Annotated in this window: 1 protein-coding gene; it reads left to right on the top strand. The window is 62.9% G+C overall.

Annotated features, from left to right (window positions below):
• The first annotated feature begins 108 nt into the window (after nt 1–108).
• Entirely contained in the window at nt 109–1,134 is a 1,026-nt protein-coding gene (locus ACDELDRAFT_RS22435; protein WP_005801177.1) for an IS110 family transposase, read from the top strand.
• The last annotated feature ends 285 nt before the right edge of the window (nt 1,135–1,419 follow it).

The following is a 1,419-nucleotide window of genomic DNA, read 5'->3' on the forward strand; positions in this document are numbered from 1 at the left end:
AATGAGATGGTCACCCCCTTCTGAGCGGGGTCGAAGCGCACCATCTTTGACTCCGCTCACCCTGACAGCCTAGGCTGTCAGGGTGTTTTTCCTTCAGCGGAGGCCATCATGGACACAGTGACTTTGGTCGGCATCGACCTGGGCAAACATTCCTTCCACCTGCACGGCCAGGATCGCAAGGGCCTGCCAGTGTTCCGCAGGAAGCTCAACCGCAAGCAACTCATCGAATTCTTCGCAACGTTCCACCCCTGCACGGCCGCCATGGAGGCCTGCGCCGGCGCCCACTACCTGGCGCGCAAGCTCATCGCCACGGGCCACGAGGTCAAGCTGATCTCTCCGCAGTACGTGCGCCCGTTCGTCAAGGGCAACAAGAACGACTTCATCGACGCCGAGGCGATCTGCGAAGCCGCCTCACGCCCCACCATGCGCTTCGTGCCACCCAAGACCGAGGCGCAGCAGACGCTCTCGATGCTGCATCGGGTACGCGAGTCGCTGGTGCATGACCGCACCAAGACGGCCAACCAGATGCACGGCTTCCTGTTGGAGTTCGGCATCAGCCTGCCCACGGGCTTGTCCGTCATCAAGCGGCTGCCCACCCTTCTGGCCGAGCATGAGTTGCCGCCGCAACTGGTGGCGGTGCTTGAGCGCCTGCACGCGCACTTCAAGTATCTCGATGCACAGATTACCGAGGCGGAGAAGGAGCTGGGCCGCCAGGTCCATGAGGATGACCTGGGCCAGCGGCTGATGACGTTGCCCTGCATCGGCCCGATCACCGCCAGCGTACTGGCGGCTGAGGTGGGTGACGGCCACCAGTTCGCCAGCAGCCGCCACTTCGCCGCCTCCCTGGGGCTGGTGCCCAGGCAGTACAGCACCGGGGGTAAGTCCACTTTGCTGGGCATCAGCAAACGCGGCGACAAGAACATCCGCAGGCTGCTGGTGCAGTGCGCCCGGGTCTTCATGCAGCGCCTGGACAGCGACACCACTGCTCTGGCGAATTGGGTGAGAACGCTGCTGGCGCGGCGCCACTCCAACGTCGTGGCCTGCGCATTGGCCAACAAGCTCGCGCGCATGGCCTGGGCGCTGGCGCGAGGGCACACGGCCTACCAAGCCACACCGCAGCCCGTGAGCGCCTGATCAGCTCACCCTTTCCACCTTTCAACCCATAACGAGGAACACCCAGCGGGTTTTGCGACTGCTGACAGCAGTGATGACGTGAACGGCCCATTCGGCCTGGCAGGCATCCAGACATGAAAAACGGCTCGAACTCGAAGCCGAGGCTTTTTTAAGGACTGCCAGGCGCGACTCTCATCGTGGCGCGGGGAACTGCCTTCCCTTGCAGACGCCGGATAGATTTACGCAAGCCACCCTACCTCATCGCCTCATCAGCTCTTGCAAAAGCGGGGGTGTCCATAGATTTTC

Origin of the sequence: Acidovorax delafieldii 2AN (assembly GCF_000175235.1) — a bacterium.
Taxonomy (GTDB): Bacteria; Pseudomonadota; Gammaproteobacteria; order Burkholderiales; family Burkholderiaceae_C; genus Acidovorax; species Acidovorax delafieldii_B.

Excerpts from the sequence above, each read along its gene's own strand:
- ACDELDRAFT_RS22435 (WP_005801177.1), top strand. The coding sequence starts at position 109 with ATGGACACAGTGACTTTGGTCGGCATCGACCTGGGCAAACATTCCTTC.